The sequence below is a fragment of the Arthrobacter sp. FW306-2-2C-D06B genome, from assembly GCF_021789175.1.
Classification (GTDB): domain Bacteria; phylum Actinomycetota; class Actinomycetes; order Actinomycetales; family Micrococcaceae; genus Arthrobacter.
In genome coordinates, this window is sequence record NZ_CP084560.1 from 3,247,190 (window position 1) to 3,272,244 (window position 25,055).

Sequence of the window (25,055 nt, forward strand, 5' to 3'; positions counted from 1 at the left end):
ACTGCGCAGTATTGTGGTCATAACTGCAAAGGAAAGGCGGCAGACAAGTGGCTGAGAGTGCACGTATCAAACAGGAGGCGCAGGTCAGGCAAGATCGGACCGGTTCCTCACGCTCGGCGAGGCTGCCACGCGATGAGCGCCGGGCCCAGCTCCTGAACGCCGCATTGGAAGTCTTCGTTGCCAACGGCTTCCACGGTGCAGCGATGGACGAAATCGCCGAGACCGCCCACGTCAGCAAGCCGGTGTTGTACCAACACTTCCCGTCCAAGCGGGAGCTTTACATGGCCCTCCTCGACAGCCACCTGGCCATGCTCACGGACCAAATGCTCACGGCGCTGAATTCGACGTCGGACAACAAGGAACGCGTCCAGGCCGTCATGCGCGCCTACTACCGTTTCATCGCGGGCGATGACCAAGCCCACCGGCTCGTCTTCGAATCCGATCTCATCAATGACCCGGATGTCAGCTCGCGACTGGAGACTTTCAACCGCACCTTCGCCGACGCCGTCGCCAAGGTCATCGCCGAAGACACCAAGCTGCCCCTTCTGGAGGCCCAGTTGCTCGGCCGGGGCCTGGCAGGAATGGCGCAGGTCAGCGCCCGGTACTGGCTCGAAACCGACGGCGATTTGGACCTCGATGTCGCCAGCGACCTGATCTACCGTTTAGCTTGGCGCGGAATCAGTCGCTTCCCGAAAGAGTCCTAGACTACAAATAGAGGACTGAGTAATTTTTTGATTGGCTGGGAGGCCCCGCTGTGGAAGTAAAGATCGGCATTCAGAATGTTGGCCGTGAGATCGCGCTTGAGTCCGCTCTCGATGCCGAGGCTGTTGCCAAGATCGTGAGCGAGGCCATTGCCAACGGCACGGACCTGCGCCTGACCGACGAAAAGGGCCGTCAGGTCATCGTTCCCGGCAACGTCCTCGGATACGTGGAGATCGGCGCCGAGGAAGTACGCCGGGTCGGCTTCGGAGCCCTCTAAGCAAGACGCAAGAACACCAGCGAGCCAGGAGTCCGCATGCTCTCACTTGTCATCGTGGCGCTAGCCACCATCGCCTCAGGCTTCATCGTCTGGGGAACTGACAAACACCGTGGCACGTACGGAATCACCCTGCCCGCCGGCGTTTCGGTGGCCGTCGCCATGCTGAGTTGGATGATCTTCATCCAACTTGGCTTTGGCTACCAGCCTGGCGTGACGTGGATCCCGTGGGTGCTGCCCATCCTCCTGGGCACCGTGGCTGCCGCGGTGGCCTCCAAGTTCCTGGGTCGCCATCGGACCCGGCACGACACCGCCCAGCTGACCGCGGCGCTGCGACTCTAGCTGGCGCTGCGGCTCTAGCCGGCGCTGCGACTCTAGCTGGCGCTGCGGTTCCAACAACAAGTCCGGCTCATGGTGTGGCTTCGGGTTTGGCCACTGCCCCCACTTCCGCCGCTGCTTCGCTGGCGCTCGTGGCCGCCCGGACGTCGCGACGGGTCACCTCACTCCCGGCATCGTGGGAGGTGTACCGGATGAACACCCGGTTGTACCGCCAGTCCAGGTCCGGGTGATGGTTCTGCTGTTCGGCGATGCGCCCGACGGCGGCAATCAGTTCGAGCGCGGCAGCCGACGTCGGGCATTTGTAGACCGTGACTAGGTCGCCCTGGCGGTACCGCCAGTCCGGCAGCTCCGCCAGGGCGTCGTCGATCTCGGACTTCGTGAGCATGTCATCCTTGCCGGCCATGGGGCGCTCCTTCGCTGACGTGGAATTCGCAGGAATCCCCGAAGCAGCCAGCGTAGGCCGCTAGAGGAACTCGGCCCGGCCTTCCATCGCCGAGGAGGCCAGGGCGTGTTCCCGGCGCGGGATGCGGCCGGCCTGCTTCGCCAGCCTACCGGCGATGACAGCGTGTTTGAAGGCTTCGCCCATCTTTACCGGGTTCTGCGCACGGGTGACCGCGGTTGCCAGCAGCACTGCGTCGCAACCGAGCTCCATGGCGAGTGCGGCGTCGGACGCTGTGCCGATGCCGGCGTCGAGCACTACCGGCACTGATGCGCGGGACACAATCAGCTCGATGTTGTGGGGATTCAGGATGCCCAGGCCGGTGCCGATAGGCGCGCCCAAGGGCATCACCGCCGTGGCTCCGAGGTTTTCCAGGCGAAGCGCCAACACGGGGTCGTCGTTGGTGTACGCGAAGACCTTGAAGCCGCGGTCCACCAGCTTCTCCGTTGCATCCACGAGCTCCACGGCATCAGGCAGCAGCGTCTGTTCGTCGGCGATGACCTCGAGCTTCACCCAATCCGTTTCCAGCGCCTCCCGGGCAAGCTCGGCTGTCATGACAGCGTCCTTGGAGGTAAAACAGCCGGCTGTGTTGGGCAGGACACGGATGCCATGGTCCACGAGCAACTGGAAAAGCGAACCTGTTTCCGTCGGTGAGTACCTCCGCATGGCAACGGTGGTGAGTTCGGTGCCGGAGGCCAGCAACGCTGCCCCCAGGCCGTCCAGGCTCGGGGCTCCGCCGGTCCCCATGATGAGGCGCGAGCCGAACTCGACGCCGTCGATCACCAGGGCGTCGGTGTGGGTGCTTACTTCGTGTGTGCTTGCTGTGGTCATGGTTCAGCCTCCCTGTACTGCGGTAACGATTTCGAGTTCGTCGCCCTCTGCGAGCGCGGTGGCAGCCCACTGGCTGCGTGGCACCACTTCGGAATTGCGCGCGACGGCGACGCCGATCTTGCGTCCGTCGGCCGCCTGGCCGCTGGGGTCCACAACACGTCCGGTGATGTGGCTGACGAGGGTGGTGACAGACGCGTCGTCGCTCAGCGTGTGGTCTGCACCGTTCAATTTGATGTTCATGCGTGGTCCTTCGGAAGGGGATTTGAGGTACCGGCCGATGGGCCGTCTGTTGAGGCCCGTGCCGCCGAAAGCTGGCGGGAGAAGCGGTCCGGGCGGAACTTGTTCCAACGGGGATCCGCGGTGCCGTCCATGAGTCCGAGGCAGATCTTCGCCGCTGCCGGAGTGAGGAGCACGCCGTGGCGGAAGAAACCGCTGGCCACGATGAGGCCGGGCACAGTTCCTTCACGCCCTTCCACGCGGCCGAGCAGCGGTGCGTTGTCCGGAGTGCCCGGACGGGCACGAGCAGTCGCTTCCAGGAGTTCCAGTTCTGCGACAGCCGGAACCAGTACCTGGGCGTCGCGGAGCAATTGGTACACGCCGCCGGCCGACACCGGATTGGCCGATCCCCCGGACGCCGACAAGCCGCCTTCGCGCTGCGTCGCGCCGATCACCACGGTCCCGTCGTCGCGAGGGACGATATACACGGGCACTCCGCGCACCATTCCGCGAACCGTAGCGGTGACCAACGGTTGCAATTGCTCCGGGACGCGCAAACGCAGTATGTCGCCATACACCGGACGCAACGCGAGTGACAACCCATCCGGCAGGCCGTCCAAGCGGGCGGCATTCAGCCCGTTGGCAACCACCGTTTCCGTGGCGAGCACGTTGATGCCCGAGTCCATCACAGCCCCCACGACGCGCCCGTCCTCCCACAGGAGGCCCGCCGCAGTTTCCTGGACCGCAAAACCGTCCTCGGCGCCCGGAATCCAGCTCGAATCGCCGGGCTGGTGGTCTGCCAGCGCGCCCAGGATCGCGGCTGAAAGCCGGCGCGGATCCACTTGGTGGTCGCCAGGAATGTCGTAGGCACAGGAAATCTGCGGGCTCAGCAACGGCTCACGCTCCCGCGCCTCGCGCAACGGCACGGATTCCACCACGAGGCCGTTGGCCAGCTGGACGTCCCGGAGATCGGCGAGCGCCCGGCGGTCCGCGGCGTCCGCACCGACGGCGAGGGTCGGCGTCGTGCGGTAACCCGTGCTGAGTCCGGCCCTTGAGCCGGTCACATTGCGTTCGAAGTCCGGCCACAACGCCGACGATTCGAGCATGAGCTCCAGGAGGTCCTCTTCCTGGTAGTGCAGTTCACTGACGGGTGCCAACATGCCCGCCGCCGCGAACGTAGCGCCGCTGGCCGGTGCGGGATCGATGAGGACAACCGAACGGCCGGACCTGCGGGCTTCCCACGCGATGCCGAGGCCAATGACACCGCCCCCGATCACCGCGACATCCGCGCGCAGCGGTTCGTGCTGGGTGTTTACTTCGTCCATGGAGTCCTTCCCTACGCCGGTACTAGCCGGATCAGGTCAAGCGGTCGGCGCTGAAGCCCTCTCAGCCGCGCGGCGATTGTGACTGCCGCCGCGGCTCCCGCGGTACCAGCCCAGTTTAGAGGAACTACTCTGTTTCCATGACCCAGCACGATGTCCACACCACCGCCCGCCTTTACCTGTGCACCGACGCCCGCAAGCAACAAGGTGATTTTGAGCAGTTTGTCGATGCCGCATTCGAGGGCGGCGTGGACATCATCCAGCTGCGTGACAAGACGATTGAAGCGGCAGAAGAACTCGAACTCCTGGCGATCCTGCAATCCGTGGCACACCGTCACGGCCGTCTCTGGGCAGTCAACGACCGGGCGGACGTAGCTTCCCTCTCGGGCGCACCTGTTTTCCATATCGGCCAAAAGGACATTCCGCTGCGCTCGGCCCGGAAGCTGCTCCACGACCCCACCATCATCGGCCTCTCCACGCACACGCCGGAGCAGATTGACGCCGCCATCGCCGCATCGCCTGGCCGCAGCGGCCTGGACTACTTCTGCGTCGGGCCGGTGTGGGCCACCCCCACGAAGCCGGGGCGCTCCGCCGTCGGGCTCGATCTGGTGAAGTACGCTGCCAACGCGGTGAAGCAGGCAGACGAAGAGACCGTCGGGGGCGTCGTGCTCCCTTGGTTTGCGATCGGCGGGATCGATCTCGGCAACGTGGAAGAGGTCGTGCAGGCCGGCGCGAGCCGCATCGTGGTGGTTCGCGCCATCACTGAGGCGGAGGATCCGACGGCGGCAGCCCGGGCACTCCTGGATGCCTTGGACGCAGCGGCGGCCTAGCGAGACTCCGGAAGATTTTGGAGTTACCCTGACTTTCGTGTCACATCAGCGGTTAGCCCCGAATGTCAGTGAAACGTCGAACCAGCTCGCGGAAGCGCTGGCGGCGCTTCGGACTGAACTCGAGCTGCCCGCAGGTTATCCCGCTGAAGCGCTGCGGGACGCCGAAGCCGCGGTTTCCGGACACACCCTGCCGGCGCAGGACTTCACGGACGTTCCGTTCATCACGATCGACCCGGCTTCTTCCACGGATCTCGACCAGGCCCTCTTCATTGACAGGTCCGGCGATGGTTACAGGGTTCTCTACGCCATCTCGGATGTGCCTTCCTTTGTGCCCCCGGGAGGCGCTCTCGACGCCGAGACCCGCCGCCGCGGGCAAACGTACTACGCCCCGGACGGCCGCATCCCGCTGCACCCCGAGATCATCAGCGAGCATGCCGGGAGCTTGCTGGCCGGCCAGACGTGCGGCGCGTTCGTGTGGGACTTCGAACTCGATGCCGAGGCGGAGTTCCGCACCGTCTCCGTGCGCCGGGCAAGCGTACGAAGCCGCGCCAAGCTCAACTACAAGGGCGTGCAGCGGGAGATTGATTCCGGAACGGCTGATCCCGTCCTGCAGTTGCTGAAGGAAGTCGGGCTCAAGCGGGTGGAACTCGAACGCCGCCGCGGCGGGGCAAGCCTGAACATGCCTGAGCAGGAAATCGTCCAACTGCCCGACGGCGAGGGGTACAGGATCGTCGCCGCTCCCTCGCTGCCGGTGGAGGACTGGAACGCCCAGATCTCGCTCATGACGGGGATGGCTGCCGCCCAGTTGATGCTCGACGGCAAAGTGGGGATTTTGCGCACCATGCCGGCCCCCGACGAGCGCTCGCTGCTCCATTTCAAACGGCAAACGGGGGCACTCGGGAAACCCTGGACCGAGGGGACCAGCTATGGAGAGTACCTCCGGACCCTCGACGCAAAGGACCCCCGGCAACTCGCCATCCTCCATTCAGCGGGGCTGCTTTTCCGTGGTGCCGGCTATACGCCTTTCGACGGCGAGGTGCCGGGCAGCGTCATGCAGTCAGCCATCGGGGCACCGTATGCCCACACCACCGCGCCGTTGCGCCGGCTTGTCGATCGTTTCGTGCTGGTCATCTGCGAAGCATTGAGCAATGGAACTGAGATCCCTGCATGGGCCCGGCGTGCTTTGCCGAGCCTGCCCGAGATCATGGCGTCATCCGACCAGCTTGCCGCCAAAATGGAGCGCCTGGCCTTGGACACGGTGGAGGCAGCCCTCCTGGTGAACCACATCGGACAGGAATTCGACGCCGTAGTGATTTCCGGATCGAAACCCGCCAAGAACAACGGAAACGGCAACGGGAACAGCGCCAACGGCAACGGCAACAACGGCAACGGCAATGGGAACGGAGCCCCGCACGGCCCTTACGGCATCGTCCAGATCGCCGAGCCGGCGGTCACCGCTCGCTGCGACGGCGAAATGGAGTCCGGCACGAAAGTCCGGGTGAAACTGCTTGACGCGGATATTGCCACCCGCCAAATCACCTTCGAACTGATCCCGTAGCACACTCCATTCGCGGGCCCGGGACCGGGATCCGGGGATTATCGCCCCCAGACGCTAGACTGGGTGAGTAGTAATGGATGCCCGGTCGTTGATTCAGTTAATTTTTTGACATCAACAAGCCCGCCCCTACGCGATCTTGAGATACACCAGCTGGTCCCCAGTGCCAGTATTTAGATAGCCCGCGATCGGCTTCCACTGGATTTGCTTGCGCCCATCCGTGCTCCGGAACGGCCCTGCCACAACCGTTGAGCACGCAGCGCAGCCCAAATGAATAAGGAAAACTCCACTGTGAGTGAATTGCACACCCATGAAGTTCTGACAGACGGAACCGAAACGATCGAACCCGAGGAAACCATTTCCTCGGACGAAACACCCCACGAGATCGCAGAAAAGACCTTCGCCGACTACAACGTCCGCGCCGACATCGTCGAATCCCTCGCCGACGCCGGAATCACCCACCCGTTTCCCATCCAGTCCATGACGCTCCCGGTCGCCCTAGGCGGTCACGACATCATCGGCCAGGCCAAGACCGGTACCGGAAAGACTCTCGGCTTCGGCATTCCGGCGCTGCAGCGCGTTGTCGGACCGGACGACGCCGGGCACGACAAGCTCGCTGTCCCGGGTGCACCCCAGGCCCTCGTGATTGTGCCTACCCGCGAACTCGCCGTTCAGGTGGCCAACGACCTCCAGACGGCGTCCCGGAAGCGCAACGCCCGCATCGCCACCATCTATGGCGGCCGCGCTTACGAGCCCCAGATCGAAGCCTTGCAAAAGGGCGTCGAAGTTGTTGTCGGCACGCCCGGCCGTCTGATCGACCTGTACAAGCAGAAGCACCTGAACCTCAAGAACGTTCGCATGGTGATTCTCGACGAAGCAGACGAGATGCTTGACCTCGGCTTCCTTCCGGACGTCGAGACCCTGATTGCCGGCACACCCGCCGTCCGCCAGACCCTGCTCTTCTCGGCCACCATGCCTGGCCCGGTCATCGCCATGGCGCGCCGTTACATGACGCAGCCCACGCACATCCGTGCCGCCGACCCGGACGACGAGGGCCTGACCAAGCGGGACATCCGGCAGCTCATCTACCGCGCCCACAGCATGGACAAGGTCGAGGTTGTCGCCCGCATTCTGCAGGCCCGCGGCCGCGGCCGGACCATCATCTTCACCAAGACCAAGCGCACCGCGGCCAAGGTTGCCGAGGAACTCGTGGACCGCGGCTTCGCGGCCGCCGCCATCCACGGTGACCTGGGCCAGGGTGCCCGCGAGCAGGCCCTCCGCGCCTTCCGCAACAACAAGGTGGACGTCCTCGTGGCCACCGACGTCGCCGCCCGCGGCATCGACGTCGATGACGTCACGCACGTGATCAACTACCAGTGCGTCGAAGACGAAAAGATCTACTTGCACCGCGTTGGCCGCACCGGCCGCGCAGGCAACAAGGGCACGGCCGTGACGTTCGTCGATTGGGACGACATGCCGCGCTGGGGCCTGATCAACAAGGCGCTGGGCCTGAGCTACCCGGAGCCGGTGGAAACCTACTCCTCGTCGCCGCACCTTTTCGAGGAACTGGACATCCCCGCGGGCACCAAGGGCCGCCTGCCCCGCGACAAGCGCACCCTCGCGGGCGTCGACGCTGAGGTCCTGGAAGACCTGGGCGAGACCGGCAAGAAGAACTCCCGTTCCGGCGGCGATTCCGGTCGTGGACGCACGGGCCGCGATGGCGGCCGTGAAGGTGCACGCCGCGGTCCCAAGTCCGGCGACGCTCCGTCCCGTGAAGGAGACGGTGACGGCGGACGCAACCGCACCCGCCGCCGTCGTACTTCCGAAGGCGACGCAGCCCCCGCTGAAGGTTCAGTTCAGTCTGCCGAGCCCCAATCCCGGCAGGCACAGTCCGACGAGGGCGCGGACAAGCCGTCCCGCGCACGCCGTTCCCGCACCCGCCGCCGCAACGGCGAAGTGGTGTCCGCTTCCGGTGCATCCGGCGAGAGCACCGAGGCTTAACGGCCTCGATGACTGACACTGTTTGGGCGCCGGACGGCAGCAATTTGGTGGTTCACGCGGACAACGCGGATTTCCTCCCGACGCTGCCGGACGGCGCCTTCACACTGATTTACGTGGACCCGCCCTTCAATACGGGCCGGGTCCAGAGCCGCCAGGAAACGCGCATGGTCCGCAACGCCGACGGCGACGGCGACCGCGTCGGATTCAAGGGACGCTCCTATGACACCATCAAGGGCGCCCTGCACCGCTACGACGACGCCTTCAGCGACTATTGGTCCTTCCTGGAACCCCGGCTCGTGGAGGCCTGGCGCCTGCTCGCCGACGACGGCACCCTGTACCTGCATCTGGACTACCGCGAAGTGCACTATGCCAAGGTCATGCTTGACTCGATCTTCGGCCGGGAGTGCTTCCTGAACGAGATCATCTGGGCCTACGACTACGGCGCACGCGCCAAGAACCGTTGGCCCACCAAGCACGACAACATCCTCGTGTACGTCAAGAACCCTGCCAAGTACCACTTCGACAACGCCGAGGTCGACCGTGAGCCGTACATGGCGCCGGGCCTCGTGACGCCGGCCAAACGCGAACTTGGGAAGCTTCCGACGGACGTCTGGTGGCACACCATCGTTTCCCCGACCGGCAAGGAAAAGACTGGCTACCCGACGCAGAAGCCCGAAGGCCTGGTCCGGCGCATCGTCACGGCATCGAGCCGGCCGGGAGACTGGTGCCTCGACTTCTTCGCGGGCTCAGGAACCCTTGGTTCAGTCGCGGCGAAGCTTGAGCGCAGGTTCGTGTGCGTGGACCAGAACGCCCCGGCCATCGACGTGATGCGGAAGCGCCTGGACGGCAAGGCCACCTTCTACCCCGTCTAACGGACCACTGAACTACCCGTGCCCAGCTCCTCGATGCGGGCCAGGACATCGGGCGAGGTCAGGTTCTCCCCGAGCAGATTGGGCTTGCCGGTCCCGTGGTAGTCGGACGATCCGGTCATGAACAACCCGTGTTCGGCAGCCAGGCGCCGCAGGAACACGCGGCCTTCCTCGGGGTTATCGCGGTGCTCCACTTCCAGGCCCAGGAGGCCTGCGTCGATCATTTCACGGTAAGTCCGCTCCCCGACCACCCGGCCGCGGGCCGAGGCCACCGGATGCGCGAAGACGGGGACACCGCCCGCCGACCGGACGAGCTCGACGGCGAGCGCCGGGTCCGGTGCGTAGTGCTGCACGAAATAGCGCGAATGCGAAGTCAGGATCGCGGTGAACGCCTCGGAGCGGCTCGCCACCGCACCGGCCGCCACGAGGGCGTCGGCGATGTGGGGCCGGCCCACAGTGGCACCCGGAGCCACATGATGGATGACATCGTCCCAGCTCAAGGGGTAATCCTCGGCCAGGAGCGTGACCATCCGTTTAGCGCGGGTGAGCCTCGCGTCTTTCGCCTTGGTGATTTCCTCGAGCAGGCCGGGATGTGCGGGATCGTGGAGATAGCTGAGCAGATGGACGCTGATCCCCTCCCGGGTGCGGCACGAGATCTCTATCCCCGGAACGAAAGCCACTCCGAATTCGCGGGCTGCGACCGAGGCCTGCTCCCATCCGTCAGTGGAATCGTGGTCGGTCAAGGCCACCACATCCAGACCCGCAGCTGATGCGGAAGCGATCACTCCCGCGGGAGCCTCGGTCCCGTCGGAAACATTGGAGTGCGCGTGCAGGTCGATCTTCACTTTCCAAGCGTATTTGATTGGGGACGGCTTGGACCGTTTCGGCGTTGGCCTAGTGTCGGCCTTGATGGGACGATTGGACGGTGAACGATGCAGATAACACCCAAAACGGTGAAACCACAGCCTCCCAGCCCCTGGAGGAGCGCGTCAACAACCGCTCCCAGCGGCCCACATCCGATGCCTTCAAGGCTTTCATGGCCAGCAATTGGGCGCCGGCGCCGCAGGTGACCCCTGCGCGTGACGCCGTCGCCGACCATGCCGCCACGCGTCGTCGGGCCATCTCCGACAAGTTCGCTGGCCTACGCCTCGTCGTACCGGCGGGCCCGCTCAAGGTCCGCTCGAACGATTGCGACTACCGCTTCCGCCCCCACTCCGGCTTTGCCCACCTCACGGGCCTGGGCCTGGACCACGAGCCCGATGCCGTGCTGGTCCTGGAACCCGTCGAGGAGGGAACCGGCGACGACGGCGGCAACCACCTCGCGACGCTCTACTTCCGTCCGCTGGCCGGCCGGGACACGGAACAGTTCTACGCCGACTCGCGTTCCGGTGAGTTCTGGATCGGCGCGCGCCCGACGCTCAGCGAATTCGAAGCGCGACTCGGGCTCAGGACCGCGCACATCGACGAACTCGAGATGGCCATCACCAAAAACGTGGGTGCCCCGGAAATCGGCGGCATCTCCATCCGCCTGGTCCGCAAAGTCGACGAGAACATCGATGCCCTCGTGGACACCGCCCGCTACAACACAGCCAAGGATCCGGAAAACCTGGACCTCGGCGAACTCGATGCCCTCGACGAACTGCTCAGCGAGGCGCTCTCCGAGCTGCGCTTGCTCAAGGACGCTTGGGAAGTCGAGCAAATGAAGATCGCCGTGTCTGCGACGGTGGAGGGTTTCGCCGACGTTGTCCGCGCCCTCCCCCGCGCCATGACCCACCACCGCGGCGAACGCGTCATCGAAGGCGCCTTCTTCGCACGTGCCCGCGAGGAAGGCAACGAGCTCGGCTACGACACCATCGCGGCCGCAGGAAACAACGCCACCGTGCTGCACTGGACCCGGAACACCGGCAGGGTCAACGCCGGAGAGCTCGTGCTGCTCGACGCCGGTGTGGAGGCAGATTCCCTCTACACAGCCGACGTCACGCGTACCATTCCCGCCAACGGAAAGTTCTCGGACGTCCAGCGGAAGGTCTATGAAGCCGTCCTTGACGCAGCCGACGCCGGATTCGCCGCAGCCCAGCCGGGCGTGAAGTTCCGCGACATCCACACCGCCGCCACCACGGTCCTCGCAGAGCGCCTTGCCGAGTGGGGACTGCTGCCGGTCTCCGTGGAGGAAGCCATCAGCACCGAAGGCCAGCAGCACCGCCGCTGGATGCCACACGGCACCAGCCATCACCTTGGGCTGGACGTCCACGACTGTGCCCAGGCCAAGCGTGATCTCTACTTGGACGGCGTACTCACCGAGGGAATGGTCTTCACCATCGAACCCGGGCTCTACTTCAAGGACGAGGACCTCGCCATTCCGGAGGAATACCGAGGAATCGGAGTCCGGATCGAGGACGACATCCTGATGACGGCAGACGGTCCCGTCAACCTCAGCGCTGCCCTCCCCCGCAAGGCCGACGACGTCGAGTCCTGGATGGCGGGCATCTACCAGGACGCCGAAGCCTAACAACTGAAGCAAAACGCACGAGGAGGGCTACCGGATACTTTTCCGGTAGCCCTCCTCTTTTGCTTTGCGCCGTCCTCGTAGCGTGACTGGCCGTGATGAGCAGATGCTCCTGTGCCATGTCCTGCTGGCGCGTTCAAACACGTAGACGCGGGGCACCGACCACTTAATTTCGGGTTTTTTACACTGAGATTTGCCGTTTTGACCACTGAGATTGGCGAAATCCACACGGAGACGCCCTTCGGCACTTGTACCCTCCTCCTAGGCGCAGCACCGATAGTCGATCCCCCGTTTGGTGCTGTTGCCACGCTGTGAAATGGCATTTTCTCCATCTTCGAATCGGTCAAAGCGAGGAGGTGAACACACATGGAGATGATCTCAGAAGATGTGCTGGAGGCGGAAGCCACCCTGGCCTGTAGCAGCGGGTGCATGTGCACCTGATCTAGCGCTCGGTTCGTTGGTGGCGGGGCTTGTGTATCGCCACCAACGAACCAAGTGAGATAGCAAGATACGAACAACACTGAATTTGGGGGGCAGCGTGCGCTTGCCACTGTTCAATATTTTCGACTTTCCGAAGCACAAGAATTTCTATGAGGCGATCCAAGCTGCAGGTCCAGTTGGCGCGTGGAACCTTATGAAGGAGCTAGACGCGCTTGATCGGCCCATCTACCGGGCAAACCAACCTGACATAGACAATTTCGCACTCTTGAAGGCCCGGGCCCTGGATTTCATGAATGCTGTCCCTGGGCTTGATCGGTTTGACAAGGAGTTGCACGCCACGAGCTTTGCTGAATACGGACCGAAGCTGCAGTTTGAATCGACTTTCATCAATCTGTGGATGAAAGACACTGAGACCCTGTTTCGGGACGTTGTGACCGTCGATGGGCGCCATCACCTTCACGAGGCGGCGTCCAGTGGCAGAGGGGTAATCGCTCTCCCGCTGCATCTGGGACCCTCATATGCCGCCATTCCCATGCTCGCTTATGAAATGCCGACGACGACGCTCTACAACCGAATGAATTTTGACGAGATCCACGCAGCGTCCTTTCCTGATTTGGACTTCCGCGGGATCCGGCTCGGGAGCACATCGGCGATGCGCTCTGGCCTGGCCGCCCTGCGTGAGGGCAGGATCTTCTCCATGTTCCCTGAACTGGACCCTCGTGGAGTGGATGAGCACCACGCCCGAATTCCCTTCTTGGGAACAACCATCATGGCTCCCACCGGTCCGATTGTCCTGAGCCATGTTTCGGGTGCCCCTATGGTCCCACTCACCCTCAGGGCTATCGGCGACGGGCGCTTTCGACTCAAATACCACCCTGCCATACCACCGCCGGCATCTCCCGATGAACGTCGCCGCTCCCTCCTGGCCGTTTGGGATGTCATTGAGTCCGAGCTTCTCGCCGGCGACGTCGGAGAATGGGAAATGTGGTTCGAATTTGACCGGATGCTACCCCAGGTATGGGCCATCGAATCATGACTGTTGCCCCTCTTCCCGCCATTTCTCTCAAAGGCGTTCGTCGCCTCTATGACGACGGTGCCGGAAACGAGAAAACTGCGCTAGAAATTGATGAACTCGAGATCCGGTCGGGTGAACTTGTTGCCGTCATTGGCCCATCTGGATCCGGCAAGTCAACCCTGCTCCAATTGGTCGGGGGGATCGATTCGCCGACTGCGGGGAGCATAGACGTAGCAGGACTCCGGGTCTCCGGGATGGATGAAAAACAGAAGACAATCTTCCGGCGAGAGAATATTGGATTCATTTTCCAGGCATTTCATCTTGTTCCAAGCATGACAGTGGTGGAGAACGTCGGATTGTCATCGATTGTTTCCTGTCAAAAAGGCTTTCGTTGGCGAGCAGACGCTCTGGTGCTGCTCGATCAGCTGGGACTGTTTGAATATGCCGATAGGTTTCCCGATCAATTGTCAGGCGGGCAACGTCAGCGGGTCGCCGTAGGTCGAGCGCTATTCGGGGCTCCTGGCGTCGTCCTGGCCGATGAGCCGACGGGAAGCCTCGACTCCGGGAATAGGGATATTGTTCTCCATCTGATTCGCGACGCGATCGGAGACGGTCGTCGCACGACCGGGCTGATCGTCACCCATGATCCATATGCTGCGAGTTACGCCGACCGGATCATCGCGCTGCGGGACGGGAAGATCGTTGATCAACTTGACCTGACCCTCAACGGACCACCTCGGGAGGGAGATTCTCACCATGATGAGCGCGTTCGCTCGTGGTTTGCGGCAACTTCGCTTTGATTTTCCACGATATGGAGTCGCAGCGGTTGCGCTGGTGTTCGGCGTAGCGCTCATTTTCGGCACTCTCCTCACATCTAAGAGCATCAACGACCAGATCTCGCAAGGAGTTGGCTCGCTATCAGGCATTGGCGACTTCGCCGTGGTCCCTGCTATTCCCGGGACCACGGTCCCGGAGAGCGCAGTGAAGGCCTTGGCGGAGCTCCCTGGCGTTGCGACGCCGATCCCGACTCTGGCACGAAATTCGAGCGTCCGGCCTGCGGGAACCGTCGGAACAGGCCGCCCGCTGACGGTTACGGGTTACCCCACTACGTTCAACTCTGAGTTTCAACTCATGAGGCTTGAGCTACGGGGACGGCTCCCTGCCGTAAACAAGCCTGAGGCACTGGTTCCGTCTGACGTGGCTTCGCGTTTAGGCGTGGACGTAGGCGATTCGCTGGTGGTCGCGTCGAGCGACGCTACCACGCAACTGCGAATCGTAGGGGTGTTCAATGGCAAGGTTCTTGGTCCGTTGGCGTACGACAATATTTTCGTCGATTTGTCGTACGCCCAGATGATATTCAAGCAACAAGGCCAGGTATCAAGGGTCGACATCCAGCTGACGGCCGGAAACTCCGCTGAACGCTGGCAGAGCGAGTATTCGTCCAGCCTGCCTCCTCAGTTCAAAGTACAGGACACTTCTGCCTTCAATTCGACCCTCGGCCCCCTCCTCGCGGTTGTTTCACTCATCTTGATGATCGCCTCCGGCACCGTACTGGGCATCTCGATCCTGCTCTCAGCGACGGCCTTCCAGTCCGTCGTAAATGCCCGTCGGCTGACTTATGGTGTCATGCGCGCTGCCGGCGCCCGCGGTTCCTGGCTGGCGGGCGCCGTCTTTTATGAGGCACTGACGCTCGCGTTCGCGTGCTCGATGGTCGGGCTGGGGCTTGGGTTTGGTGTCAGCTGGATCCTCAACCAAGGGCTATCGTCGATCGGCAACATACCTCCAACAACCATTGCGGTCGAACTTTGGCAAGTTCTGCTTGCCATTCTGAGCGGCGTCGCCGCGGGCTGCGCCGGGGCGGCCCGGGCCATAATGAAAGTGCTGCGCCAGGCCCCTCTTACGGCTATCTCGCCTGAAGACGCAGAGCGCAGGTCTTCAACGAGATTCCGCGTCGCCCTCGGCATCATGCTCCTCGTATTCGGAGCCGGCAGCTACTGGCTTGACTCCATTGTCGTGAAGCTCGTTGGCTTCGTCATATCGCTGGCCGCCGCGGGACTCCTTGCTCCGTCAGTTCTCATCGCCTGCACCAGGCTGCAGATCTTCAAAGGATGGACAGGGAAGGCTGCGGCTCAGCGCCTGCGCAAACACGCATCCCTCGACTCCACGACGGCCATCATGGGGATTGTCGTCTGCCTGGGTACGGCCCTTGTGATCGGGGTCGGCTCCGTACGGAGCGCCATGATGGAGCAGATTGGCCGTCAATTCGGGGCCGACATTCAAATATCGTCCACGACGCCCATCACCGAGAAACTGGACAAACGCTTGGGGTCCATTGAGATGATCAACCGGGTTTCGGACACAGTTTGGGATCACGCGGCGTTGCAGTTCCAAGGCTCCACGACCCAGGTTGCAATCCTGGCTGTCGATCCAAATAGCTACTTCGCCACTGCTCAGCTTCCATGGCGCCAAGGAAGTGACGGATCTGCGCCCGTTGCCCTCAAAAAGGGCGGCGCGGTCATCATTCCTGAAGCTCTCGCCGCCAGCCGCGATATTTCCTTGGGCGACTACGTCAGATTGGATCGGGCGGGTAAGACCCTCCAGCTTCGCCTTGTCGGGACGTATGCGTCCTTGGCAACAGGGAATCAGGTGGTGATGAGTCGCGACGCGGCAGCCGAGCTCGGAATTACCGGATCCAATGGCTGGAATGTAGAAGCGAGACCGGGTGTCGACGTCACAGCGCTCCGGGACACGATCGCCGATTCAGTTGCCGACATCCCTGGCGTCTCGGTGATCACAGCCGCCAAAATGAAGGAGCGCGCAGAATCAGAGCTCGGCTCCTACGCCGGAGCCGCCTTCGGCATCGTGGTGCTTGCGCTCAGTCTCGGCGCGATCGGCGCGGCCGGCCTGTTCTCGATCGGCGTCGCTCGTCGGGAGAAAGAGTTCGGGATGTTGCGCGCGATTGGTGCCACCCGGGGCGACATAACGAGGCTCGTTGCCGTTGACGCGATCTTGATTGGAATCGCGGCGCTTGCTTCGGGACTTCTCGTTGGTCAGTTGGCTGGGTGGATACTGACCCGGCTTGTCGCCGGGGCACTCGGAGTGACGCTGAGCGCGACTGTTTCCGTCCTGGCATTCAGTGGAATCGCAATTGTCACCTTGACTGCATTGTGCATGGCGGCGATAGGACCGAGCCGCAGGGCGGCTCGAATAGAGCCTGTAGCGGCCCTGAGGGCCGAGTAATGGCCGATAGAGGAGGAGCGAAGACCGGCTGCCGCCCGTTGAGACTGCGGGACAGCGTTCTGGTATTCAACCGCGATTGTCGAATGCAGTTCATTTGTACCATGGAACTCAGGGTCCTTGAATTCGACGTATCCCCGTTTGTGATCGAGTTGATCCCGTTGCTTGACGGGTTGAATTCCATCGAGAGGATCGAATCGATCCTCGAAGGAAGTGCCGGGTTCAGTCGCAAATCGCTTGAAAACGTCCTGGCCATCATGGAAACCGAGCGCCTCTTTGATAGATACCCGCAGCCGGAGTATTTGAACGCAAACAGGTTCGAACGTCAAGAGAGGCTGTTCCAGGAGTTCGCATCCACGTTTTCCCTTGCTAGCTCGCCGACTCAACTGCAGGAAAGACTCCGTACTTCGAAAGTCGTGGTCGTGGGAGTCGGCGGGACCGGGACCTGGCTACTGCAATCCCTTGTCGCCGCAGGCATCGGCAGAATTGAGATTTTCGATCCGGACATTGTAGAACTCACAAACTTGAACCGGCAGATCCTATTTCAGCCGGGCGACCTAGGCTTGGCTAAGGTGGACGTCTCCGCCGAACGGTTCACGTCGATAGACGAGAACCTTCAGGTCACGGCGAACCGTCATCGAGTGGTTGCAGCAGCAGATCTCGAATCGGCGCTAAGGGATGCCAGCCTGGTGGTCGGATGCGCCGATGAGCCCGACGTCGTCGTCATCTCGGATATCATCGCTGAAGCCGCGATGGAAGCGCGCGTTCCCCACATTGTCGGTGGCGCATATGGCGGAAACCTGGGGGTGCCCGGCACCAGCATCATCCCTGGACAGACGGTGTGCTGGCAATGCATTCGCGCACAGACCATGAACGATCACAGCCGCTCCAATTTCCTTCCGCTCAAGGGACGGACGAGGAGCGGCGGAAGCACCGCAGCCATTTCGGGCTTGGTAGCGAATCTGGCAGCCTGGGAGGCCATGCGGATCCTGCTCGGGTTGCCGCTTGCGTTGTCCGGGCAGGTGCGGGAACTCGAGCTGTTCACCTTGGACTGGCGCGTCCGAAAGCTCGCAGGCCTTCCAGATTGCAGGTGTGAGGCCCAGCAATAACTACTGCTTCGCCGGATCCTCACCGTTGGCGGCCTGCTCGCCGTTTCCGGTCTCGTTCACCCGCACACCGTACTGCGGCCGGCCGTCGGGAAGGTCCGGGTAGCGGACGCCGGCGGTTGGCCGCGCGGCCGCGGCCGGGGCCGGGGCATCCGCAACAGGCTGGGCGGGTTCGCCGCCCGTACCCTGTCCGGCTTCGGGTCCGCGCTGGCCATAGGGGTCCTGCCATGACGCCGGACGTTCCGGGGCCGGGCCCTGGGGTGCACCTGGATGGGCCGGCGGGTTCCGGTAGTCCTGCGGCGTGTATGCCTGCGGCGGCCGGCCGAAGGCTGCCTCGGAAGGATTCATCGGCAATTGGTGAAGGAGACGTCGGGCTTCGTGGGATGCCTCCAACGCGACAATGACGTCATAGTTCGTCGCAACTACCTGGCTGGTGGAGGTGAAGTCCCGCTTCCCGCGCTGCGCAGCGTAGGTGACAATCCCGAAGAGCATGAAGAATGCCGCACCCATGAGGACCGAGGTCACAATCGAGAAGGGCCCCCCGGCCGGGGTAAAGAACGAAAGCATGACGCCCACGAACAGGCCGAACCACATACCGCTCAGGGCGCCGGACAAAGCGACCCGCGGGTAGCTGAGCCGTCCCGTTACCCGTTCCACCATTTTGAGGTCGTTTCCGACAATGGAGACATGCTGGACGGGGAACTGCTGGTCGGCAAGATAATCCACCGCCTTCTGGGCATCGAGATAGGAAGTGTAAGAGCCCACGGTGTCGCCCTTGGGGACGCTGCGGGATTCCTCCGTGGCCTTAGGGGCACCGAAAATGTTCGCCATACCCCCATTCTGTCCCATACACATGTGAACCGGCTGAAATTCAGCTAAAAGAGAGCAGACTCGGTAGCCTGTAAGGGTGAGCACAAATCCTTCACGCATCTTTGTTGCGCGCTTGCTCGGCCTCGACGTTTTCGACCCGCTCGGCGATCGCCTGGGCCGGCTGCGCGATGTCGTGGTGCTCTCGCGCGGCCTGCGCGGGGCCCCGCACGCAGTGGGTATCGTCGTCGAAGTTCCGGGCAAGAAGCGCGTCTTCGTTCCCATGACGAGGCTGACGTCCATGGACCAGAGCCAGATCATCTGCACCGGGCTCGTCAATCTGCGCCGCTTCCAGCAACGCGGTGCCGAGCAGCTGGTGGTCGGCGAGCTCTTCGATCGCAAGGTGACCCTCAAGGACGGCAGCGGCGATGCCATCATCGAAGACATCGCCATGGATCAGCAGCGCAACGGTGACTGGCTGGTCTCCAAACTCTTCATTCGACGCGGCACCTCTACCTCCAGGCTGCGGGGGCTGCGCCGCGGTCACACCCTCCTGGTGGACTGGGCGGACACGCTGCAGGGCTCCGAGAACGATCCCCAAGGCGCCAGCCACTTCGTTGCGACCCACGAGGACCTCAAACCGGCCGACTTTGCCGACGCACTCCAGGAGATGTCGGACAAGCGACGGATCGAAGTGGCCAGCGAGCTCCAGGACGAACGCCTCGCGGACGTTCTCCAGGAATTGCCGGAAGAGGACCAGGTGACGCTCTTGTCCGCCCTGGACAACGAACGCGCAGCGGACGTGCTGGAAGAGATGGACCCGGACGACGCCGCAGACCTGTTGGCAGACCTTCCTTCCGCGAAGGCCGAGGAACTGCTGCTCCTCATGGAGCCCGATGAGGCCGACGACGTGCGCCGGCTCCTGCAGTATGACGAAGACACCGCCGGCGGCCTCATGACCCCGGTTCCCGTCATCCTTCCCCCCGAAGCCACCGTCGCTGAGGCTCTCGCCCACGTGCGCAGCGAGGAACTCTCCCCCGCCCTGGCCTCTGCTATCTTTATCTGCCGCCCGCCGCTGGAGACCCCGACGGGCCGATTCCTCGGCGTCGTGCATATCCAGCAATTGCTCCGGAGCGCCCCGCCCGAACAGCTGGGCAGCATCGTGGACAAGAACCTGGAGCCGGTTTCCGATCACGCCAGCGTCAGCGAGGTCAGCCACACCATGGCCTCCTATAACCTCAACTCCCTCCCGGTCGTGAATAGCGCCGGTCGCCTCGTAGGGGCGGTGACTGTTGACGACCTCTTGGACCATTTGCTCCCGGACGACTGGCGAACCCACGAAGACGGAGCCCCGATCAGGAAACTAGGAGGCCGAATTGGCTGAGAAGCCCACCAGCGGAGGACTGGACACCCCGCTCGAGCTACGTTCCCGCATGCTGCCGAACTTCGGCAGCGATCCCGATGCCTTCGGCCGATTTGCCGAGCGCTTCGCCCGATACATGGGTACGGCGAATTTCCTGTTCTACATGACGATCTTCGTGATCGTCTGGATCGCGTTCAACGTTATTGGCTTGTTCGGCTTCCAATGGGATCCCTACCCGTTCATCCTCCTGAATCTCTTCTTCTCCACGCAGGCCTCCTACGCCGCACCCCTGATCCTGTTGGCCCAGAACCGCCAGGACGACAGGGACCGCGTGACAATCGAGCAGGACCGCGCCCGAGACGAGCGCAATCTGGCTGACACCGAATACCTGACCCGTGAGGTCGCGGCTCTTCGCATCGCCTTGCGCGAGGTCGCCACCAGGGACTACGTACGTGCAGAACTCCGCTCGCTCCTGTCAGATCTGCTCGAAGCGCAGGAGGAGTTGGGTCCGAACAATTCCGGCGGCTCCAACAACGGCGAGAAAGCCAAGGACAAAATCAAGGACAAGCGCAATAAACAGCGCAATCCCCCCACGCAACAGATTCCCAAGGTCCATCCGGCCCATTCCAACGCGGAGCAATCTGCCCCCGACCTCTCGGCAGTCGGCACTTCGCCGGCGCGTCACTCAAGTCCTCCCACCCAGCCCGAAAGCTGAACATCCACCCCATGAGCACACCATCTGTCGAGGCCCTCAACGCTGCCTTGGCAACCGTCATCGATCCCGAACTCCGCCGGCCCATCACTGAGTTGGGGATGCTGGATTCGGTAGAGGCCCGTCCGGACGGAACCGTCCGGGTTGTGGTGCTGCTGACCATCGCCGGCTGCCCCCTGCGTGAGACGATCACGGCCGACGCCACGGCTGCCCTTACGGGGGTTCCGGGCGTGGCGGGCGTCGAAGTCGAGCTCAAGGTCATGACACAAGCGCAGCGCGACGCACTCAAGGAACAGCTGAGAGGCGCAGGGGGACAACGCGGAATCCCCTTCAACGAACCGGGTTCCCTGACGAAGGTCTTCGCCGTGGCGAGTGGCAAGGGCGGCGTGGGAAAGTCCTCGGTAACGGTCAACCTCGCGTGCGCCCTTGCTGCGCAGGGGCTGCGCGTGGGAATCGTCGACGCCGACGTCCACGGCTTCTCCGTCCCGGCGCTCATGGGAATCACGCAACAGCCCACACGGGTGGACGACATGATCCTCCCCCCCGTGGCTTTCGGCGTGAAAGTGATCTCCATTGGCATGTTTGTTTCCGGTAACAAGGCTGTGGCCTGGCGGGGACCCATGCTGCACCGTGCCCTGGAGCAATTCCTCACGGATGTCTATTTCGGCGATCTGGATGCCCTGTTCCTGGATCTTCCGCCAGGCACGGGCGACATCGCCATCTCGGTGGCGCAGTTGCTTCCCAACGCGGAAATCCTCGTGGTGACCACCCCGCAGGCCGCAGCGGCGGATGTTGCCGAGAGAGCCGGAACCATCGCAACGCAGACCGGCCAGAAGCTTGCCGGAGTCGTCGAGAACATGTCCTTCCTGGAAATGCCCGACGGCGGCAGGATGGAATTGTTCGGAAGCGGCGGCGGGCGGGTGCTGGCTGAGCGGTTGAGCGCCGCCGTCGGGACCGACGTTCCGCTGTTGGGACAGATCCCCCTGGACATCCTTCTGCGCGAAGGCGGAGACGCGGGCCGTCCCGTAGTGTTGACGGCGCCGGAGACGGCCGCCGCACAGGCACTTCAGGGCATCGCGGGAAAGCTCAACGCCAAGCCGCGCGGCCTCGCCGGAATGTCCCTCGGGATCCAGCCGAAATAGCTCTTCTAGGTGGCCTCAGCGTCGAAGGGCGCCTTTTCACCAATGGAAAGCCGTTCAACAACGCGCTCGGGAACCTTCGTCGGGGTCTCCACGGTTGCCACGGCAACAGGCGCGCCGTCGCTGACGGGCTTCGTGTCGTCGTCGAGCAGTGCTTCCTTGATGATCCGACGTGGATCGTACTGGCGCGGGTCATACTTCTTCCAGTCGACTTCATCTATGTCGATGCCGACTTCTTCCTTGATCTGCTCGCGGGCACCGGACGCCATGCGCCGCAACTCCTTGACCAGGTTCGTCAGCTTCCGCGTGTATTCAGGCAAACGGCTGGGGCCGATCACGATGACGCCGATGATCAGCAGGATGAGAAACTCCGAGCCATTGATTCCAAACACGTATCGAAGATTACCTTGTCCGTTGGTCCGCTCAGAAACCTGCGAGGCCCGCCAGGGCATGGAGTCCCCGTTGCAGCCGCTCATTCCAGGTCTCGGGGCTGTTTTCGGCGGGCCGGGAGACCACCAGCGAATCGCCCGCTTTCACGAGCTCAGGAACGGCTCCCGCAGCCTGATTGGCAGGCATGTCGGAGGAGTATCGCAGCACGGCCACCGGCGAGGAATAGACGGCCTGCCACGGGGCCCCCTGGGTGATGGACAGTTGGGTTCCCGAAGTTCCGCTGCCCTCCAAGTGCTGCTCCACCAGGGTGGCATGGTGGTCACCGTCGCTGAGGTGCAGCTCAACGGCGGGATGCCCGTCCTGCATCAAGGCCCGGGCGGAAACCACGTGGTATCCTATGCTCGCCATTTCGGGACATGCCCAGCCGTCTCTCCGCAGCTCGGACAACTGCTGCTCGCTCAGGCTCACCGTCCCGGCGACGCTCGCGGGCAGACTCAACTGCGCACCAGTCACGGGGAGCTGCTCTCCGGCGTTTCCGGGCACGGTTGAACTCACCAGCGTCCGGACTTCCTGCTCTCCGTGGTTCGAGGCCTGCGGCGCAACTTCACCGCCGACCGCGTAGGCAGCAACCGCCAGGATTCCGGCGCTCACGGCGAGTCCGCCGGCCGCGGCGCTGGCAAGCCGGATACCGTGCCACACACTTCGCTGGGGCACAGGGCGCTCAGGAAAATCGGATTGCGCCAACCGCTGGGTCTGTTCGATCAACCTGTTGGTGAAATCCTGGCTTGCCTCCGGAACGGCGGCACGGCGAAGCCGTTCCAGGTACTGGCGCTCCCGCAGGACCGCGGCGTGGCAATCAGAGCATTCCTGCAGGTGGCCCGGGGCGCGGCTGTGCCGGACACTTCCCCGGGTCAAACCACCGCGTCGTCCTTTCAGCAGACCCATCGGCAACTAAAGGAGACCGGCGATGCGCGGCATCTTGAGCCGCGGCTTGCGGGTTTGGACGGGACGTGGATCCCTGTGCGCCAGCTTTTCACGAAGCATTGTCCGTCCGCGGTGGATGCGGGACCTGACGGTCCCCAGCTTCACGTCAAGTGCTTCGGCAACTTCGTCGTACGAAAGGCCTTCTAGATCGCAAAGCACGACGGCGGCGCGGAAGTCCGGGGGGAGTTCTTCCAGGGCGCGCTGGACGTCGAGGTCGAGGTTGTTCAGCTCGAAGCTCTGCTCGGGCCCGGGTTCATGCCCCGGCAACCGGGATTCGGCGTCTTCGGCCAACGCATCGAAGCGTATGCGGCTCTTCCGGCGCGCCTGGTCAAGGAAGAGGTTGGTGGTGATGCGGTGCAGCCAGCCGTCGAGTGTGCCTGGCTTGAAGTTTTCGAGCGAACGGAAGACCCTGACGAAGACTTCCTGGGTGAGGTCCTCGGCGTCGAACTTGTTTCCAGTGAGCCGGTAGGCAAGGCGGAAGACCTTGGCGGAGTGGTTCTCCACCACTTCTTCCCAGCTTGGCCTGACCCACTCTTCGGCCGGAGGGGCCGTGTCGGTGGAACCCAGGACTGCTGCCGTTGTCTGGACTGGCGCAGCACTTGATGCCCGCATCGTCCGCTCCCCTCAAACTGTTTGTCATCCTGCCGGTCACTCAGGAGTTCGTTGCCGGCCCTCGCTTGGATGGCTGGATATACATCATCCCAGTCTTGCCTGAGATTTTGCTGATCACAGCCAGGCTTTTCCCGCAGAGCGAACATTGTCCGAAGGACACCCGCGAGACACCCGGGAAGACACAGAATTGCGGGCCGCGGGCGTCCGGGCCGGACGCCCCGTAGCCAGTAGTCTGGAAGCAATAACCCTCTGCCTGGAAAGCGAACCCCCATGAGTGCCGACAAGTCAACCAGCTGGTCCTACGCAGAAGATCTGCCTGCCGAGGACGACGTGTTGCTTCGCGCCCGTGAACGCTCCTTCGAGCTGGGCGTTACTCCCGTCAGCCCCGGCGTGGGCGCTGTCCTGACAGTCCTCGCCGCGGCATCGAAGGCCCAGACGGTTGTAGAGGTCGGATCCGGCGCTGGCGTCTCCGGCGTGTGCCTGCTGCGCGGCCTCAGCCCGCAGGCTGTCCTGACCACTATCGACGTCGACGTCGAGCACCTCAAGGCGGCCCGCGAAGCCTTCCTGGAATCCGGCAGCCCCGCGAACCGGACCCGGACCATCTCCGGCCGTGCAGCCGACGTCTTGCCGCGCCTCACCGACTCCGCTTACGACCTCGTGTTCATCGACGCAGACAAACCCAACTTTCCCCGTTACGTCGAGCAGGCCATCAGGCTGCTCAAGTCAGGCGGAACACTGGTCATCAATGACGCGCTGGACAAGGACAAGGTTTCCAACCCGGCTGCCAGGGACAGCACCACCGTGGTGCTGCGCCAGATCGGCAAGGCCATCCGCGACGACGAACGGCTCTCCTCGGCGATGCTTCCTACCGGCGACGGCTTGCTGGTAGCGGTCAAGAAGTAACCGGCCAGCCTTCGCTTTCAGCCTTAAACATGAAAGCAGGGCGCCGGCTCTTCTGCCGGGCCCTGCCCAGTGAATCTATTCGGTAACGCCTACGAGGCATTCCTTGAGGTTCGCCGCCTCTGCTGCGTTGAGCTCGACCACCAGCCGTCCTCCGCCTTCGAGCGGCACACGCATGATCAGGCTGCGGCCCTCTTTGGTTACTTCCATAGGGCCGTCGCCAGTACGTGGTTTCATAGCCGCCATTAGGAAAATCCCCTCCAGTTGTCCCAAATCCCGCCAACCCGGCCGGGTTGGCTCCGCGTGGAATATACGGCGTCGACAGTCATGGCAGTTCAGTCGTCGTCGCCGGGCACCCGAGAGTGCCTTCGTCCTTGCTTGTGTCCATTATCTCGTAATTACCCGCCCGTAGCTAATTGATGGACTTTTCCCGGCGGGCCGTGATCGCGCTTGAAGAGGCGAAAC

General features: G+C 63.2%; 26 protein-coding genes and 1 riboswitch. Of the genes, 16 read left to right on the forward strand and 10 right to left on the reverse strand.

The annotated features are described in order from the left end of the window. The first annotated feature begins 47 nt into the window (after positions 1-47). The 3 genes from LFT47_RS15095 to LFT47_RS15105 are packed head-to-tail and all read left to right on the forward strand — an operon-like array spanning position 48 to position 1,318. Positions 48-704, forward strand: a complete 657-nt coding sequence (locus LFT47_RS15095) for a TetR/AcrR family transcriptional regulator (RefSeq protein WP_442863402.1) — start codon at positions 48-50, stop codon at positions 702-704. 50 nt (positions 705-754) lie between these two features. After that, on the forward strand, positions 755-979 hold the full coding sequence (locus LFT47_RS15100; RefSeq protein WP_059387503.1) for a DUF3107 domain-containing protein: 225 nt from the start codon (positions 755-757) through the stop codon (positions 977-979). A gap of 36 nt (positions 980-1,015) precedes the next feature. Next, positions 1,016-1,318 carry a hypothetical protein gene (locus LFT47_RS15105; RefSeq protein WP_236812009.1) on the forward strand — a complete coding sequence of 101 codons (303 nt, stop codon included), beginning with the start codon at positions 1,016-1,018 and terminating at the stop codon, positions 1,316-1,318. A 67-nt stretch (positions 1,319-1,385) separates the two neighbouring features. On the opposite strand, the gene LFT47_RS15110 is transcribed toward LFT47_RS15105, so the two are convergent. From LFT47_RS15110 to thiO, 4 genes are all read right to left on the reverse strand, one after another. Continuing rightward, a complete protein-coding gene (locus LFT47_RS15110; protein ID WP_236812011.1) occupies positions 1,386-1,718 on the reverse strand; it encodes a 4a-hydroxytetrahydrobiopterin dehydratase in 333 nt (110 codons plus the stop codon). A 60-nt stretch (positions 1,719-1,778) separates the two neighbouring features. Continuing rightward, positions 1,779-2,585, reverse strand: coding sequence for a thiazole synthase (locus LFT47_RS15115; RefSeq protein WP_272909586.1), 807 nt, complete (start codon positions 2,583-2,585; stop codon positions 1,779-1,781). Between the two features lie 3 nt (positions 2,586-2,588). Then, positions 2,589-2,825 (reverse strand): sulfur carrier protein ThiS, encoded by a 237-nt coding sequence (gene thiS / locus LFT47_RS15120; protein WP_236812013.1) that lies wholly within the window; start codon positions 2,823-2,825, stop codon positions 2,589-2,591. Beyond that, a complete protein-coding gene (thiO, locus tag LFT47_RS15125; RefSeq protein WP_236812015.1) occupies positions 2,822-4,126 on the reverse strand; it encodes a glycine oxidase ThiO in 1,305 nt (434 codons plus the stop codon). Before thiO ends, thiS begins: the two co-directional genes overlap by 4 nt. Continuing rightward, positions 4,118-4,237, reverse strand: a riboswitch (TPP riboswitch). Its footprint overlaps the gene before it by 9 nt. 26 nt (positions 4,238-4,263) lie before the next feature. On the opposite strand from thiO, the gene thiE reads away from it, so the two are divergent. The 4 genes from thiE (at position 4,264) to LFT47_RS15145 (ending at position 9,381) form a co-directional block, all read left to right on the forward strand. Continuing rightward, a complete protein-coding gene (thiE, locus tag LFT47_RS15130; protein WP_236812016.1) occupies positions 4,264-4,953 on the forward strand; it encodes a thiamine phosphate synthase in 690 nt (229 codons plus the stop codon). 37 nt (positions 4,954-4,990) lie between these two features. Further along, on the forward strand, positions 4,991-6,511 hold the full coding sequence (locus LFT47_RS15135; protein WP_236812018.1) for an RNB domain-containing ribonuclease: 1,521 nt from the start codon (positions 4,991-4,993) through the stop codon (positions 6,509-6,511). Positions 6,512-6,799: 288 nt separating this feature from the next. Then, complete coding sequence (locus LFT47_RS15140) at positions 6,800-8,509, forward strand: DEAD/DEAH box helicase (RefSeq protein ID WP_236812019.1); 1,710 nt, start codon at positions 6,800-6,802, stop codon at positions 8,507-8,509. A gap of 8 nt (positions 8,510-8,517) precedes the next feature. Then, entirely contained in the window at positions 8,518-9,381 is an 864-nt protein-coding gene (locus LFT47_RS15145) for a DNA-methyltransferase (protein ID WP_236812020.1), read from the forward strand. On the opposite strand, the gene LFT47_RS15150 is transcribed toward LFT47_RS15145, so the two are convergent. Next, positions 9,378-10,223, reverse strand: coding sequence for a PHP domain-containing protein (locus LFT47_RS15150; protein ID WP_236812021.1), 846 nt, complete (start codon positions 10,221-10,223; stop codon positions 9,378-9,380). The two genes, LFT47_RS15145 and LFT47_RS15150, sit on opposite strands and share 4 nt — an antisense overlap. 80 nt (positions 10,224-10,303) lie before the next feature. Between LFT47_RS15150 and LFT47_RS15155 the strand changes: the two genes are divergently transcribed. From LFT47_RS15155 to LFT47_RS15175, 5 genes are all read left to right on the forward strand, one after another. Next, positions 10,304-11,887 (forward strand): aminopeptidase P family protein, encoded by a 1,584-nt coding sequence (locus tag LFT47_RS15155; RefSeq protein ID WP_236812022.1) that lies wholly within the window; start codon positions 10,304-10,306, stop codon positions 11,885-11,887. 535 nt (positions 11,888-12,422) lie between these two features. Further along, positions 12,423-13,361, forward strand: coding sequence for a lysophospholipid acyltransferase family protein (locus LFT47_RS15160; RefSeq protein ID WP_236812023.1), 939 nt, complete (start codon positions 12,423-12,425; stop codon positions 13,359-13,361). Then, positions 13,358-14,140, forward strand: coding sequence for an ABC transporter ATP-binding protein (locus tag LFT47_RS15165; RefSeq protein ID WP_236812025.1), 783 nt, complete (start codon positions 13,358-13,360; stop codon positions 14,138-14,140). The genes LFT47_RS15160 and LFT47_RS15165 overlap by 4 nt, the downstream gene beginning before the upstream one ends. Beyond that, positions 14,097-16,580, forward strand: a complete 2,484-nt coding sequence (locus tag LFT47_RS15170) for an FtsX-like permease family protein (protein WP_236812027.1) — start codon at positions 14,097-14,099, stop codon at positions 16,578-16,580. The genes LFT47_RS15165 and LFT47_RS15170 overlap by 44 nt, the downstream gene beginning before the upstream one ends. A gap of 83 nt (positions 16,581-16,663) precedes the next feature. After that, on the forward strand, positions 16,664-17,686 hold the full coding sequence (locus tag LFT47_RS15175) for a HesA/MoeB/ThiF family protein (protein ID WP_236812030.1): 1,023 nt from the start codon (positions 16,664-16,666) through the stop codon (positions 17,684-17,686). Here LFT47_RS15175 and LFT47_RS15180 read toward each other — a convergent pair whose 3' ends face one another. After that, complete coding sequence (locus LFT47_RS15180; protein WP_236812032.1) at positions 17,687-18,514, reverse strand: general stress protein; 828 nt, start codon at positions 18,512-18,514, stop codon at positions 17,687-17,689. Positions 18,515-18,590: 76 nt separating this feature from the next. On the opposite strand from LFT47_RS15180, the gene LFT47_RS15185 reads away from it, so the two are divergent. From LFT47_RS15185 to LFT47_RS15195, 3 genes are read left to right on the forward strand one after another with little or no spacing between them, the layout of a single operon-like run. Continuing rightward, positions 18,591-19,874, forward strand: a complete 1,284-nt coding sequence (locus LFT47_RS15185) for a magnesium transporter MgtE N-terminal domain-containing protein (RefSeq protein WP_236812034.1) — start codon at positions 18,591-18,593, stop codon at positions 19,872-19,874. 49 nt (positions 19,875-19,923) lie between these two features. After that, the gene (locus LFT47_RS15190) at positions 19,924-20,568 is read left to right on the forward strand and encodes a DUF1003 domain-containing protein (protein WP_236818617.1); all 645 of its coding nucleotides are present in this window, start codon (positions 19,924-19,926) and stop codon (positions 20,566-20,568) included. A gap of 11 nt (positions 20,569-20,579) precedes the next feature. Next, positions 20,580-21,707 carry an Mrp/NBP35 family ATP-binding protein gene (locus tag LFT47_RS15195; protein WP_236812036.1) on the forward strand — a complete coding sequence of 376 codons (1,128 nt, stop codon included), beginning with the start codon at positions 20,580-20,582 and terminating at the stop codon, positions 21,705-21,707. 5 nt (positions 21,708-21,712) lie between these two features. On the opposite strand, the gene LFT47_RS15200 is transcribed toward LFT47_RS15195, so the two are convergent. The 3 genes from LFT47_RS15200 to sigE are packed head-to-tail and all read right to left on the reverse strand — an operon-like array spanning position 21,713 to position 23,690. Next, on the reverse strand, positions 21,713-22,096 hold the full coding sequence (locus LFT47_RS15200) for a twin-arginine translocase TatA/TatE family subunit (RefSeq protein ID WP_236812038.1): 384 nt from the start codon (positions 22,094-22,096) through the stop codon (positions 21,713-21,715). Positions 22,097-22,127: 31 nt separating this feature from the next. Further along, the gene (locus tag LFT47_RS15205; RefSeq protein ID WP_236812039.1) at positions 22,128-23,009 is read right to left on the reverse strand and encodes a hypothetical protein; all 882 of its coding nucleotides are present in this window, start codon (positions 23,007-23,009) and stop codon (positions 22,128-22,130) included. Positions 23,010-23,045: 36 nt separating this feature from the next. Further along, positions 23,046-23,690, reverse strand: a complete 645-nt coding sequence (gene sigE / locus LFT47_RS15210; protein ID WP_236812040.1) for an RNA polymerase sigma factor SigE — start codon at positions 23,688-23,690, stop codon at positions 23,046-23,048. A gap of 270 nt (positions 23,691-23,960) precedes the next feature. Here sigE and LFT47_RS15215 point away from each other — a divergent pair, with 270 nt between their 5' ends. Then, positions 23,961-24,593 carry an O-methyltransferase gene (locus tag LFT47_RS15215; RefSeq protein ID WP_236812041.1) on the forward strand — a complete coding sequence of 211 codons (633 nt, stop codon included), beginning with the start codon at positions 23,961-23,963 and terminating at the stop codon, positions 24,591-24,593. A 75-nt stretch (positions 24,594-24,668) separates the two neighbouring features. On the opposite strand, the gene LFT47_RS15220 is transcribed toward LFT47_RS15215, so the two are convergent. Then, the gene (locus tag LFT47_RS15220; protein ID WP_009357720.1) at positions 24,669-24,836 is read right to left on the reverse strand and encodes a DUF3117 domain-containing protein; all 168 of its coding nucleotides are present in this window, start codon (positions 24,834-24,836) and stop codon (positions 24,669-24,671) included. Positions 24,837-25,055 lie beyond the last annotated feature (219 nt).